The sequence below is a fragment of the Microbacterium sp. ProA8 genome (assembly GCF_039905635.1).
GTDB lineage: Bacteria > Actinomycetota > Actinomycetes > Actinomycetales > Microbacteriaceae > Microbacterium > Microbacterium chionoecetis.
In genome coordinates this window covers 1,613,244-1,625,795 of the sequence record NZ_CP157000.1, presented here as the reverse complement: position 1 = coordinate 1,625,795, position 12,552 = coordinate 1,613,244, and the positions used below count along the sequence as shown (strand labels likewise).

At 70.5% G+C, this 12,552-nt stretch carries 11 protein-coding genes; 6 read left to right on the top strand and 5 right to left on the bottom strand.

What is annotated here, in order from left to right:
• Positions 1 to 99 precede the first annotated feature (99 nt).
• Positions 100 to 2,391, bottom strand: coding sequence for a polyribonucleotide nucleotidyltransferase (locus tag ABG085_RS06920; RefSeq protein WP_347978672.1), 2,292 nt, complete (start codon positions 2,389 to 2,391; stop codon positions 100 to 102).
• A 335-nt stretch (positions 2,392 to 2,726) separates the two neighbouring features.
• On the opposite strand from ABG085_RS06920, the gene ABG085_RS06915 reads away from it, so the two are divergent.
• On the top strand, positions 2,727 to 2,909 hold the full coding sequence (locus tag ABG085_RS06915) for a DUF5302 domain-containing protein (RefSeq protein ID WP_163617896.1): 183 nt from the start codon (positions 2,727 to 2,729) through the stop codon (positions 2,907 to 2,909).
• Positions 2,910 to 2,924: 15 nt separating this feature from the next.
• Positions 2,925 to 3,110, top strand: coding sequence for a hypothetical protein (locus ABG085_RS06910; protein WP_347978671.1), 186 nt, complete (start codon positions 2,925 to 2,927; stop codon positions 3,108 to 3,110).
• 230 nt (positions 3,111 to 3,340) lie between these two features.
• Here the strand turns inward: ABG085_RS06910 and ABG085_RS06905 are convergent, their stop codons facing one another.
• Positions 3,341 to 4,792, bottom strand: a complete 1,452-nt coding sequence (locus tag ABG085_RS06905) for a cation:dicarboxylase symporter family transporter (RefSeq protein ID WP_347978670.1) — start codon at positions 4,790 to 4,792, stop codon at positions 3,341 to 3,343.
• A gap of 179 nt (positions 4,793 to 4,971) precedes the next feature.
• On the opposite strand from ABG085_RS06905, the gene ABG085_RS06900 reads away from it, so the two are divergent.
• Positions 4,972 to 6,231 carry an ATP-binding protein gene (locus ABG085_RS06900; RefSeq protein WP_347978669.1) on the top strand — a complete coding sequence of 420 codons (1,260 nt, stop codon included), beginning with the start codon at positions 4,972 to 4,974 and terminating at the stop codon, positions 6,229 to 6,231.
• Positions 6,228 to 6,911, top strand: coding sequence for a response regulator (locus ABG085_RS06895; RefSeq protein WP_347978668.1), 684 nt, complete (start codon positions 6,228 to 6,230; stop codon positions 6,909 to 6,911). Before ABG085_RS06900 ends, ABG085_RS06895 begins: the two co-directional genes overlap by 4 nt.
• Positions 6,912 to 6,957: 46 nt before the next feature.
• Here ABG085_RS06895 and ABG085_RS06890 read toward each other — a convergent pair whose 3' ends face one another.
• Positions 6,958 to 8,928, bottom strand: a complete 1,971-nt coding sequence (locus ABG085_RS06890; RefSeq protein WP_347978667.1) for a glycosyltransferase — start codon at positions 8,926 to 8,928, stop codon at positions 6,958 to 6,960.
• Positions 8,929 to 9,067: 139 nt separating this feature from the next.
• Here ABG085_RS06890 and ABG085_RS06885 point away from each other — a divergent pair, with 139 nt between their 5' ends.
• Positions 9,068 to 9,661 (top strand): VTT domain-containing protein, encoded by a 594-nt coding sequence (locus ABG085_RS06885; RefSeq protein WP_347978666.1) that lies wholly within the window; start codon positions 9,068 to 9,070, stop codon positions 9,659 to 9,661.
• Between the two features lie 155 nt (positions 9,662 to 9,816).
• Complete coding sequence (locus ABG085_RS06880) at positions 9,817 to 10,656, top strand: DNA/RNA non-specific endonuclease (protein WP_347978665.1); 840 nt, start codon at positions 9,817 to 9,819, stop codon at positions 10,654 to 10,656.
• 3 nt (positions 10,657 to 10,659) lie between these two features.
• Here the strand turns inward: ABG085_RS06880 and ABG085_RS06875 are convergent, their stop codons facing one another.
• Positions 10,660 to 11,304: an FMN reductase gene (locus tag ABG085_RS06875; RefSeq protein WP_347978664.1), complete on the bottom strand. Its 645-nt coding sequence runs from the start codon at positions 11,302 to 11,304 to the stop codon at positions 10,660 to 10,662.
• Between the two features lies 1 nt (position 11,305).
• Positions 11,306 to 12,505, bottom strand: coding sequence for an LLM class flavin-dependent oxidoreductase (locus ABG085_RS06870; RefSeq protein WP_347979299.1), 1,200 nt, complete (start codon positions 12,503 to 12,505; stop codon positions 11,306 to 11,308).
• Positions 12,506 to 12,552 lie beyond the last annotated feature (47 nt).

Below are 12,552 nucleotides of genomic sequence, written 5' to 3'. Positions count from 1 at the left end.
GAATGCCCGCCCCTCGGTGAGGGGCGGGCATCCGTGAGCCTTCGGTCTCGACCTTGCTGAACGGATTCAGCCGGCGGAAGAGCCGTGGGGCGGGAACTTTCAGCCTTCGGCGGGAGCCTCCGGGCCCTCGCTGGCCGCGGCGCGACCCTCCTGGTCCGCAGCCTCTTCGAGCACGGGCTCGAGCGAGAGCTTGCCGCGGTCGTCGATCTTCGTGATCTTCACGAGGAGCTTCTGACCGACGCCGAGCACGTCTTCGACGTTCTCGACGCGCTTGCCGCCGGCGAGCTTGCGGACCTCGCTGACGTGCAGCAGGCCGTCCTTGCCGGGCAGGAGCGAGATGAACGCGCCGAACGTCGCGATCTTCACGACCGTTCCGAGGAACTGCTCGCCGACCTCCGGGTTGGTGGGGTTGGCGATCGCGTTGACCTGGGCGCGGGCGGCCTCGGCCGACGGGCCGTCGGTCGCGCCGATGTAGACGGTGCCGTCCTCCTCGATGGAGATCTGCGCGCCGGTCTCGTCCTGGATGGCGTTGATCGTCTTGCCCTTCGGGCCGATCAGCTCGCCGATCTTGTCGACGGGGATCTGGACGCTGATGACGCGGGGCGCGGTGGGCGCCATCTCATCAGGACCGTCGATCGCCGCGTTGAGCACGCCGAGGATGGTGAGGCGGGCCTCGCGAGCCTGCTGCAGCGCGGCGGTCAGCACCGACGACGGGATGCCGTCGAGCTTCGTGTCGAGCTGGATCGCGGTGACGAACTCGCTCGTGCCGGCGACCTTGAAGTCCATGTCACCGAGGGCGTCCTCGGCGCCGAGGATGTCGGTCAGTGCGGCGTAGCGCGTCTGTCCGTCCACCTCGTCCGACACGAGACCCATCGCGATGCCGGCGACGGGGGCGCGCAGCGGCACACCCGCATTCAGCAGCGACAGCGTGGACGCGCAGACCGAGCCCATCGACGTCGAGCCGTTGGAGCCGAGAGCCTCGGACACCTGACGGATCGCGTAGGGGAACTCCTCGCGGCTGGGCAGCACCGGCACGAGCGCGCGCTCGGCGAGGAAGCCGTGCCCGATCTCGCGACGCTTCGGCGAACCCACACGGCCGGTCTCACCGGTCGAGTAGGGCGGGAAGTTGTAGTGGTGCATGTAGCGCTTGTGCGTGACCGGCGACAGCGAGTCGATCTGCTGCTCCATCTTGAGCATGTTCAGCGTGGTGACACCCAGGATCTGGGTCTCGCCGCGCTGGAAGATCGCCGAGCCGTGGACGCGCGGGATGACCTGCACCTCGGCGTCGAGCGGACGGATGTCGGCCAGGCCGCGGCCGTCCATGCGGACGCCCTCGGCGAGGATCCGACCGCGGACGATCGTCTTGGTGACCGACTTGTACGCGGCCGAGAACTCGAGCGTCGCGACGGACGGCAGCTCACCCGACTCGACGGCGGCGAGCAGCTCTGCCTTGACGGCATCCTTCAGCTCGTCGTCGGCGTTCTGACGGTCCTGCTTGTCGGCGATCTGGTAGATCGGGACGAGCTTGTCGTAGGCGCGGTGGGCGACGAAGTCGTAGGTCTGCTGGCTGTACGGCAGGAAGACCGGGAATTCCTTGATCTCCTTCGCCGCGGTGTTCGCGACGACGTTCTGCGCGGCCACGAGCTGCTTGATGAAGGGCTTCGAGGCCTCGAGGCCTTCGGCCACGACCTGCTCGTTCGGCTTGACGGCGCCGGCCTTGATGAGGTTCCACGAACCCTCGGTGGCCTCGGCCTCGACCATCATGATCGCGACATCCTCGTTGCCGTCGGCGTCGGTGATGACGCGACCGGCGACGATGAGGTCGAAGACGGCCTCCTCGAGCTGCGAGACGGTCGGGAACGCGATCCACTGATCGGCGTTGTCACCGTGGCCGGGGATCAGCGCGAGGCGCACACCGGCGATCGGGCCGGAGAACGGCAGACCCGAGATCTGCGTCGACAGCGAGGCCGCGTTGATCGCGAGCGCGTCGTAGAACTCGCCGGGTGCGATCGAGAGCACGGTCACGACGATCTGCACCTCGTTGCGGAGGCCGTCGACGAACGACGGACGCAGCGGGCGGTCGATGAGACGGCAGACGAGGATCGCCTCGGTCGAGGGACGACCTTCGCGACGGAAGAACGAGCCGGGGATCTTGCCGGCGGCGTACGAGCGCTCTTCGACGTCGACGGTCAGCGGGAAGAAGTCGAAGCCTTCGCGCGGGTGCTTGCCGGCGCTGGTGGCCGAGAGGAGCATCGTCTCCTCATCGAGGTACGCGGCGACGGCACCCTGTGCCTGCTGCGCGAGTCGCCCGGTCTCGAACCGGACGGTGCGGGTGCCGAAGCGGCCGTTGTCGAGAACGGCTTCAGCGGCGGTGATTTCAGGACCTTCCAAGAGGTCTCTCCTTCTTTGTTTAGGCTCGCACGCGCGTTTCGCGCACGAGCTTGTGCGAAGGAGCAGGAACAGGCAGATCTCGGCGCGCGGCTGTGCCGCGATTCGCGCCAGCACTGGCCACCAGTAGAAATCCACCCGGCGCCGACGCGACGAGGAGACCACCACAGGGGACCAGCTAGCTGCCGGCCTGCTCCGTGAGCTCATGTTGAATTGAGCGGATGCCCGAGGGCAGCCTGTCCGATCCTATCAGTGGTGCCCCTCCCGGCCCCACTGCCGGTGGCACCACCGGGAACCACCGCATGACATCGTCGTCGGGCGTGCGTAGGGTGGGAGTCATGAGCACCGACGAGAAGCCGGCGGGCGCGGCGTCCGATGAGATGAAGCGCAAGTTCAAGGAAGCACTCGACAAGAAGAACGCGCAGCACCGCGAAGGAGAATCGCACCTCGACGGCGACTCCTCGATCCACGGGACCCACGGGGCCGTGACGAAGCGCGAGTTCCGCCGCAAGAGCGGCTGACGGTCGAAGGCGACCATGAGCGACTTCCGTGAGCGGATCCCCGACGACGACCGCGACGTCCCGCTCGACGACGACGCCGAGTTCGAGCTGCCTCCCGCGACGCTCGATCCGATGGAGTCCGTCGAGGAGCAGGTCGACGAGCTCGATCTCGAGGAGCGGGAGTCGGCGATCGAGTCCGGCGAGATCGACACCGACGCGTAAGCGCCGGCCTGCCCGCGTTCTTCTTCCCTGTCCACTGGGCCATGGCCGGGCATGACGACGTCCACGTTGTCGGCGACGCGCTCGCACAGTGCGAGGGCAAAAAGGAAGCCCCGACCGTTACCACACAGCCGGGGCGAGACGAATGAGAGTTCGCCTATCACCCCCATCCTACCCCGCCGCCGACGCGTCTGCGCCCCGACGCCGGGGCGACGGGACGCAGACGTGGCCGGTCAGCCGGTGAACTGAGCCTCGCGCTCGCGCGCACGCCGCTGCTTGGCGTCGGCCTCGGCGACGGCGGCCTCCTCGAGTCCCTGGACGCCGACGGCATCGGGCGCCGCCGACATGCCGTCGTGATCGGTGCCCGACAGCGTGTTCTCATCGAACGGGAGGTCGCCCGCGAGAACCCGGCGGGCGCGCCCCGCGTCGAACTCCTTGGTCCACGATCCGATCAGCAACGTCGCGACGGCATTGCCCGTGAAGTTCGTCAGCGCCCGGCCCTCGGACATGAAGCGGTCGATGCCCACGATGACCCCCACGCCGTTGACGAGGTCGGGGCGGTAGGCCTGGAGGCCCCCGGCCAGCGTGGCCAGTCCGGCGCCGGTGACGCCCGCCGCGCCCTTCGACGCGATGATCATGAAGACCAGCAGTCCGATCTGCTCGCCGATCGACATCGGCGCGCCCATGCCGCTCGCGATGAACAGCGAGGCCATCGTGAGATAGATCGCCGTCCCGTCGAGGTTGAACGAATATCCGGTCGGCACAGTGATGCCCACAACCGGCTTGGAGACGCCGAGGTGCTCCATCTTGGCGATCAGGCGCGGCAGCGCCGACTCGGACGACGACGTGCCCACGATCAGGAGGTACTCGCGTGCCAGGTACTTCACGAGGCTGAAGATGTTGACGCGTGTGACGGCGTACAGGAGCGTGCCGAGCACGCCGACGATGAACACGAGGCAGGTGATGTAGAACGCGATCATGAGAGCGCCGAGCGCCCAGATCGCGGCGATCCCGGTGTTGCCGACGACCGCGGCGATGGCGCCGAAGGCACCGACCGGGGCGAGCCACAGGATCATGCCGAGGATGCGGAACACCAGCGCCTGCAGGTGCTTGACCGCGTTCATGATCGGCTGGCCCTTCTCGCCCATCTGCTGGAGCGCGAAGCCGACGAGCAGGGCGATGAAGAGCACCTGCAGCACGCTCTCGCCGGTGAAGGCCGAGAAGAACGTGGTCGGGATGATCCCGAGGATGAACTCCTGGGTCGTCTTGGCCTCCGCGGTCGCCTCATAGGTCGAATTCGCCATGTTGAGGCCCTCGCCCGGATGGAGCAGGTTGCCGACGACGAGGCCGATGGCGAGCGCGAACGTCGACATCACCATGAAGTACAGCAGCGCCAGCCCGCCGATCTTCCCCACGGTCGCCGCTTTGGCGATCGAGCCGACGCCCACGACGATCGTGCAGAAGATGATCGGGGCGATCATCATCTTGATGAGGCCCACGAACGCCTCGCCGAGCGGCTTGAGCGCGACGCCGACGTCCGGCCAGATGAGCCCCACGGCGGCGCCCAGCACGACCGCGAGGATCACCGCCAGGTAGAGCCAGGTGTGCTTGTCCCATGCCTGCTTGCCGCGGCGCCAGTTGAAGCCGGGAAGGGTGAACGAAGTCGTCCGGGTCGAAAGAGCCATCATCGCCTCCTGAGGTGAACAGCCGTTGTCCATGCCGAACCCGATCGGGTCGGCCGTGTCCTCAGAGTGCGCGCCGCCTCGACAGCGGGCGAGTTGTGGTCGTATTGGTCGCAGGACGCCCGGCCCGGACTCACCCTCGACCGGGGAGGATGGAGCCAGCACCGCAACGAGGAGGTCGCATGCGCGCAGACGCCCGCCGAGCGAGCGCCGCCTCGCTCGTCTTCTTCGCCGTGGCCGCCGCGGTGGCGATCCTGGTGGTGGTGCTCGCCGTGCTCCTCGTGCTCGACGCGCAGCGGTCCGCGCGCGTCGAGGCCGAGGAGGTGACCCGCGGCGTGGCGACCTCGATCGCCGTGACGCCGTCCGTCGCCGCCGCGCTCGGCGATGACGAGCCGACCGTCAGCCTGCAGCCGCTCGCCCACGACATCATGACGGATGCCGGCGTGGACTTCGTCACGATCATGACGCCGGACGGCATCCGCGTCGCCCATCGCGATCCTGGCGAGATCGGGCGGGCCTACCTCGGCACGATCCCCGTGGAGCGGACGCCGCTGACCGAGGAGTTCACGGGGACACTGGGTCCGTCGGTGCGGACGATCGTGCCGATCGAGACCGACGGTGAGCTCGTCGGCTGGGTGTCGGTGGGCCGCACGGTGGGCAGCATCGCGTCGGATCTCGTTCCCCGATTGCCGTTCATCGTCGTGATCGCGCTGGCGGTGCTCGTCGCCGGTCTCGCCGGGGCGCTCATCGCCAGGCGCACGACACGCCGGCTCGCCGGTGACCTGCCCGCCGGCAGCATCCGCGATGCCGTCGCATCGTACGAGTCCGTCCGCACCCTGGGCGAGGCGCTCCGCGCGCAGACCCACGAGCACGGCAACCGCATGCACACGGCAGTGTCACTGCTCGAGCTCGGCCGCACGCGCGAGGCCATCGACATCCTCACCGAGACGTCGCGGCAGAGTCAGGCCCTGGTCGACCAGGTCGCCGCACGGCGTGACGGCGATCCGACCGTGGGCGCGCTGCTGCTGGGCAAGGCCGCACAGGCGCGCGAGCACGGCGTGCAGTGGAGCGCCGAGATCGATCCCGCCGCACCGCGCAGCGTGCTCTCCCCCGTGGACGCGGTCTCGGTGGTCGGCAACCTGATCGACAACGCCCTGGATGCCGCGACGGCGGGTGAGCCGCCGCGCTGGGTGCGCGTCGCGCTCGAGCCGGCCGAGCCCGACGTGCTTCGGATCGTCGTGTCGGACAGCGGGTCCGGCATCCCGGATGAGCTCCTCGAGCGCGTTTTCGAGCACGGGTTCTCGACGAAGCCGGCGGGAGCCGACGGACGCGGCGTCGGGCTCAGCCTCGTACGCTCGATCGTTCGGGATGCGGGCGGCGTCGTCTCGATCGCCTTCGCCCCGACGACGTTCACAGTCCTCCTCCCCGCGAGGCGACCGTGATCGGCGTGCTGCTCGTCGATGACGAGGCACTGACGCTCGAACTGCATCGCACGTACGTCGAGAGGCTGGAAGGTTTCCGCGTGGTGGCCGAGTGCAGCGGGGCGAGGGCCGCGGTCGCCGCGATCCTGGAACGGCCGGGCCAGATCGACCTCGTCCTGCTCGACGTCACGATGCCCGACGGCTCAGGCCTCGACGTGCTCCGGCACCTCCGCGCACGGGCGTCCGACGTCGACGTCATCGCCGTCACGGGGGTGCGCGATGCCGACGTCGTGCGGCAGATGGTGAGCCTCGGCGTCTTCCAGTACCTCGTGAAGCCCTTCCCGTTCAGCGTCTTCAGGGAACGGCTCGAGCAGTACCGCGGTTACCGGGAGCGCGCGGCGGAGGCGGCCGGGACACCGACCCAATCCGAGATCGATGCGCTGCTCGGCGCCTTCCGTCCCTCGGTCCCGGTGGCGCTGCCCAAGGGCCTCTCGCCCGAGACCCTGGCGAAGGTGACCGCGGACGTCCGCGCGTACGGCCCCGTGTCGGCCGTGGAATGCGCCGCACGGCTCGGGATGTCGCGGGTCGCCGCGCGCCGGTACCTCGAGCATCTCGTCGAGGCCGGGCGCCTCCGCCGTTCACCGCGCTACGGCGCTCCCGGACGACCCGAGTCGGAATACGCCTGGCGCGACGAGGCGTGAGGCGCACCGTCGGGACGGGCCGGCTCCCCTCGAAGGACGGACGGCGCTATGCCCGGGTCGGCGCGCGCACGTCGCCGCGGCCGCCGATGACGACGTAGCCGGTGTGCTTCGGTGCGATGCCGTCACCCGCCGTGCGTCCGCGCAGGCGCCGCCAGGCCCACGGGAGCACGTCCCTGCTGAGCCAGGTTCCGTGCGCCACGGGGTCGTCGTCGGCGTGCAGGGCGGCATCCAGTCCGCCGAGTGCCTCGGCGTCGCGGACGCCCAGCACCTCGGCGGCGCGATAGCCCAGAAAGCGGTGCCCCCGCGAGCGCAGGTGCACCCGATCGGACGCCCAGAGGTCGAGGTCTCCGATCGCCGGCATCGCGTCGAGGTCGAGCAGCATGGCTCCCGTCGCGGCGGCGATGCGCCGGAGCTCCGAGGCGAAGGCGGCGAACCTGCGCTCGAACACCACCGCCGCGCGGCGGCGCGGGAGGAACGGCGTGACGAGGAGCACGTCGACGCCGGCGTCTCGCAGCGCGCGGACGGCTGCCTCGACCTCGGCGGCGAGCCGGGTGATGTCGACACGCCGGCCGACGAGGTCGTTGGCCCCCATGAGGATCGACACGAGATCGGGCCGCAGGGCCAGCGCCTGCGGAAGCTGCTCGGCGGTCAGGTGGCTCACACGGCGACTGCGGACGGCGAGGTTCGCGTAGCGGAACGGCTCACGGCCGGATGCCTCGTGCGCGAGCAGCTGCGCCAGCCGGTCCGCCCATCCCCGGTACTGTCCCACCGGCATCCGCGACGTGTCGCAGAGCCCCTCGGTGAGCGAGTCGCCGAGCGCCACGTACCGCGTCCAGCGCGGTGGTGCGTCAGCCGCGACCGTGGGCGTGGACGGACGGATGCCGGCTCGCCGGCGCTGCGCGTCGTCGATGGGGCGCAGCATCCGTGCGTCCTCGTAGTGACTGACGAGTTGACGGCACAGGGCATCCCACGAACGGTCCCGCACCGACTCCCGTGCCGCGACCGCGAAGGCACGGCGCTTGCCCGGGTCTCCCGCGAGGTCGGCGACCCGTGCCCGCAGGTCGCGAAGATCGCCAGGGCGGTAGAGCCAGCCGTCCACGCTCGAGCGCACCAGGTCGACCGGTCCCCCGGTGCCGGTCGCCACCACCGGGACGCCGCTGGCGAGCGCCTCCTGGATCGTCTGGCCGAACGTCTCGCTCTCGCCCGGGTGCACGAACACGTCGAAGCCGGCCAGCGCCTCGGCGAGCGCGCCGCCGCTGAGGTGGCCCGTGAACACCGCATCGGGCAGCGCTCGCTCGAGCGCCGGCCGCGCCGGGCCGTCGCCGACGATCACGAGTCGCGTGCCGTCGAGACCGGCGAGCGCCGCGAGGTCTTCGACCTGCTTCTCGGGCGCGAGACGACCGACGTACCCGACGATGGTCCTGCCCGGCGCGACACGCGCGCGCCATGCGTCGCTGCACCGCTCCGGCCCGAAGCGGGCGGTGTCGACCCCGCGCCCCCATCGCCGCAGCCGATCCACGCCGAGGGCCTCGAGCTGCTGCAGGGATGCCGTCGACGGAGCCAGAGTGAGGGTCGCCCGCCGGTGCAGCCGGGCGACGTGGCGGCCGACGAGCACTGCTGCCTGCGGCATCCCGTACTTCTGCGCGTACGCGACGACGTCCGTCTGGTACACGGCGACGGCGGGAACGCGGAGCGCATCGGCCGCCGCGAGACCCTGCCAGCCGAGGACGAACGGCGATGCCAGGTGCACGACGTCCGGCCGGAACTCGCGGAGGATCGCCGTCAGCCGTGCGGCTCGGGCGAAGACGATGCGCACCTCGGGATACGACGGCAGCGGCGTCGACCGCAGCAGCTCCGTGCGGGCGCCGTGGAGGTCGGTGGTGATCTCTCCGGCGCGCGGCGCGATGACGAGCGTCTCGTGGCCTTCGGCCGCGAGATGGCGCAGCACGTGGAGCACCGACCCCGTCACCCCGTTCATGTGGGGCAGGAACGATTCGGCGAGCAGTGCGACTCTCACGCCTCCAGGGTGACGGCGCAGACACGGACGGAAGCCGCGAACCGGCGCCTGCGCGCAAGTGTTCACCCGATGCACCGCGGCAGGTCACCGGACGTGCCCCGTTCCGTCGCCGTTCACCGCGGGCGGCTACCAAGGAGGGGTGGTCGAGGAACTGCTGGCCGAGGTCGCGCGGAGTCCGTGGGCGCTGCCGCTGCTCTTCGTGCTCGTGGTGGGCGACGCGTTCCTCGTGGTGATCCCGGGCGAGGCCGCGGTGACGGCCATGGGCGCGCTGGCGGTGTCGCAGGGTGAGCCCGCCGTCGGAGCCGTGATCGTCGTCGCCGCGGTGGCGGCGGTCACCGGCGACGCCGCGTGCTACGTCATCGGGCGGACCGTGGGACTCGAACGGTGGCGCTGGATGCGGACGCCCCGCGTGCGCACCGCGTTCGCCTGGGCGCGCGCACGGCTCGAGCGGCGCGCCGCGCTCGTGCTCTTCACCGCGCGGTTCATCCCGTTCGCGCGGCTCGCCGTCAACCTCACCGCGGGCGCGACCGGAGTCACCGCACCGCGTTTCCTGACGATCGCGGGGCTCGCGGCCCTTGCGTGGTCGGCGTACCAGGCGCTGATCGGCGCGGTGGTGGCCGCGATCCTTCCCGGCGGCCCGGTGGTCGCCGTCGTCGCCTCTGTCGCACTGGCGGTCGGGCTCGGCCTCGCGATCGACGCGGTGCTCGCCCGGCGTCTGCGCAGCGGCCGGTGACCGACAGCTTCGTGCACGACGTCGGGTCCGCAGCAGCGGCCCGCGCCCGCGACACGCCGGGGCATGGCAGCCCGCACCCGCATGTCGGCGGGGATCTGCGCGCCAGAGGATCCGATGGTGCGCGGCGCGGGCCGGACTGCAGTCAGGATGGAGGCGTGGCAGACCCGAACCCCGACGCATACGACGACTTCTTCCTCGGCATCCCGCTTCCGCTCCCCCGTCCCGCGGACGGCCGAGAGGTACGCGACCTGACATACCCGCGGTTCACGGTGCTGCTCGAGCCGGAGCGGCGGCTCGCCGTCGTGACGGCGGTGAACATCGACGGCTCGGCGCTGCACGATCTGCCGCGGACGGGCGAGTGGGAGCTGGATGCGCGGATCCCCGCTGCCGAGCAGGCGGGGCCGGCCGTCTATGCCTCGAACGACCTCGACCGCGGGCACCTGGTGCGCCGCCGCGATCCGGGATGGGGTTCGACGGCGGAGGCCCGCCGCGCGATGGAGGCCACCTTCACCTATCCCAACGCGGCGCCGCAGGCGAGCGGGTTCAACCAGTCGAAGGAGCTGTGGCTCGGCCTCGAGGACCACGTGCTGGGGTTCGCCGACACGACCGATGAGCGGCTCAGCGTGTTCACCGCACCGGTGCTCGCCGACGACGACCCGCCGTACCGCGGCATCCGCATTCCCCGTCGCTTCTTCAAGGTCGCCGCGTGGGCGCCCGGGGATGCGGGGTCTCCGAGCCTGGCGGCCGCCGGCTTCCTCCTCGACCAGTCGGAGCTCATCGACGTGAGCCAGGGGGCGCTCGCGGTGCCGCCGCTCGGCGCGTTCCGCACCTTCCAGGTGCCGATCGCGGACATCGAGGCCCTTGCCGGAGTCGACTTCGGGGCGCTCGTCGCGGCCGACGTGCTGCCGCGCTTCAACAGGCTCACCGACCGACCGGTGCGCGGAGAGGACGCCTGGCGTCCCCTCCGCGCACCGGAGGACATCGTGCTGGGCTGAGGGCTACTCCCCCGCGAGACCGCCCAGCAGGTGTCCGAACGAGCGGCCCTCGCCGAGGTAGTTGGCGGGGTCGAACGGGTCGGAGTCCGTGGCGGGCTCCCGACGCGCGATCGCCTCGGCGAGCTCCCGCGCCCCGCGGTCGATCCGCTCGGCGAGCGGGGCGATGTTGTCGGCCGAGGCCCCCCAGTCGCTCGACGCGGCGAACACGCCGGTCGAGACCGGCTCGGCGTGCAGGTACGTGAACAGCGGGCGGATCGCGTAGTCGATCGCCAGGGAGTGGCGGGCCGTGCCGGCGTTCGCGCCGATCAGCACCGGCTTGCCGGTGAGGGCATCGGGGTCGAGCACGTCGATGAACGACTTGAAAAGCCCCGAGTAGCTGGTGGAGAAGATCGGCGTGACCGCGATGATTGCGTCGGCCGAGACGACGGCGTTGATCACGGACTCGAGGGCCGGCGGAGCGAACCCCGTCAGGAGGTTGTTCGTGATGTCGTGCGCGTAGTCGCGCAGCTCGAACACGTCGACCTCGATCTCGATGCCGCGCTCCGACAGCTGCTTCGTCGTCGCCGCGGCGAGCCGATCGGCGAGCATGCGCGTCGAGGACGGGTTCGACAGACCTGCCGAGATCACCGCGATGCGACGAGCGGTCATGTCACGCCTCCTTCCGGCCGAGGCCGAACGCGGCGCCCGCGGGCGCTGCGCTGTCCTGGTACGGGCTCGCGCCCACGAGGTTGTCGCCGCGGTTGGCTCCCGGCACCGCCTGGCGAGGCGCCTGGTCGCCGTAGGCCGCGGCGACGAGGTTCGCGTGCGTCGGGGCATCCGGAACCTCCGGCGCCCGGTTCTTCTGCAGCTCCTTGCGGAGCACCGGCACCACCTCGCCGCCGAGGATGTCGAGCTGCTCGAGCACGGTCTTCAGCGGCAGGCCGGCGTGGTCCATGAGGAACAGCTGACGCTGGTAGTCGCCGTACGTGTCGCGCATGGCGGCGTAGCGGTCGATGACCTGCTGCGGCGACCCCACTGTGAGCGGGGTCATCTCACTGAAGTCCTCGAGCGACGGACCGTGGCCGTAGACCGGCGCGTTGTCGAAGTACGGGCGGAACGCCTTCACCGCGTCCTGCGACTTCGCCGCCATGAACACCTGGCCGCCGAGACCGACGATCGCCTGCTCGGGCGTGCCGTGGCCGTAGTGCGCGTAGCGCTGGCGGTACAGCTGGATCAGGCGCTGGTAGTGCTCCTTCGGCCAGAAGATGTTGTTCGCGAAGAAGCCGTCGCCGTAGTACGCGGCCTGCTCGGCGATCTCGGGAGTGCGGATGGAGCCGTGCCACACGAACGGGGCGACGCCGTCCAGCGGACGCGGGGTCGAGGTGAAGCCCTGCAGGGGCGTCCGGAACTGGCCTTCCCAGTCGACGACGTCCTCGCGCCACAGGCGGTGCAGCAGGTTGTAGTTCTCGATCGCGAGGGGCAGGCCCTGGCGGATGTCCTTGCCGAACCACGGGTACACCGGGCCGGTGTTGCCGCGGCCGATCATGAGATCGGTGCGACCGCCCGAGACGTGCTGGAGCATCGCGTAGTCCTCGGCGATCTTCACCGGGTCGTTCGTCGTGATGAGGGTCGTCGCGGTCGAGAGGATGAGGCGCTCGGTCTGCGCGGCGATGTAGGCGAGGGTCGTCGTCGGCGAGGAGGACCAGAACGGAGGGTTGTGGTGCTCGCCCAGCGCGAAGACGTCGAGGCCCACCTCTTCGGCGTGCTTGGCGATGCGAAGCGTCGCCTGGATCCTCTCGGCCTCACTGGGCGTGGTGCCGTCCGTCGGGTCCTGGGTGATGTCGCTCACCGTGAAGATGCCGAACTGCATTCCCGACCACGTGGTGCTGTCGCTCACGATCGCTTCTCCGCTCTTTC

Coding starts and splice junctions, on each gene's coding strand:
- ABG085_RS06915 (WP_163617896.1), top strand. CDS start 2,727: ATGAGCACCGACGAGAAGCCGGCGGGCGCGGCGTCCGATGAGATGAAG.
- ABG085_RS06910 (WP_347978671.1), top strand. CDS start 2,925: ATGAGCGACTTCCGTGAGCGGATCCCCGACGACGACCGCGACGTCCCG.
- ABG085_RS06905 (WP_347978670.1), bottom strand. CDS start 4,792: ATGGCTCTTTCGACCCGGACGACTTCGTTCACCCTTCCCGGCTTCAAC.
- ABG085_RS06900 (WP_347978669.1), top strand. CDS start 4,972: ATGCGCGCAGACGCCCGCCGAGCGAGCGCCGCCTCGCTCGTCTTCTTC.
- ABG085_RS06875 (WP_347978664.1), bottom strand. CDS start 11,304: ATGACCGCTCGTCGCATCGCGGTGATCTCGGCAGGTCTGTCGAACCCG.
- ABG085_RS06870 (WP_347979299.1), bottom strand. CDS start 12,505: ATGCAGTTCGGCATCTTCACGGTGAGCGACATCACCCAGGACCCGACG.